Source organism: Paraburkholderia podalyriae, from assembly GCF_014397785.1.
GTDB classification, from domain to species: domain Bacteria; phylum Pseudomonadota; class Gammaproteobacteria; order Burkholderiales; family Burkholderiaceae; genus Paraburkholderia; species Paraburkholderia podalyriae.
In genome coordinates, this window is sequence record NZ_VZQQ01000300.1 from 1 (window position 1) to 426 (window position 426).

A 426-nucleotide genomic window follows, 5' to 3' on the forward strand; every position below is an offset into this window, starting at 1 on the left:
GCAGCACATGGCATCTCGACGAAATGTTCGTGACGCTGCGCGGCGAGCCCTGGCTGCTGTGGCGTGCAGTCGATGAGCACGGCATTGAACTCGACATCCTGCTTCAGAAGCGCCGCGACAAGGCCGCGGCCAAACGCTTCTTCAAACGGGTGTTGGCGGCCTGTCCTGCGGGGCCGAAGAAAATCGTCACCGACCAGTTGCGCAGCTACCCGGCGGCCAAAGCCGAGATCCCGGAGCTCGCGAGCGTGAAGCATGTGTTCGTCAAAGCTGCAGCCCGGCTGAACAACCGGGCCGAGAACAGATCCTATGAAGCATCCAGGTCGTCGACTGGCTAACGCCTAAAATCGGCGTACCGAGGTTTGCTCACGGGAGAGCATCATGCGTACAGATCAGGGATACACGCGTACTGCGGAACCGGCGCTGGCG

Annotated in this window: 1 pseudogene; it reads left to right on the forward strand. The window is 61.5% G+C overall.

The window, feature by feature from the left end:
• Positions 1-320, forward strand: a pseudogene (locus F6X42_RS43135) (DDE-type integrase/transposase/recombinase); the annotation flags it as partial.
• Positions 321-426 lie beyond the last annotated feature (106 nt).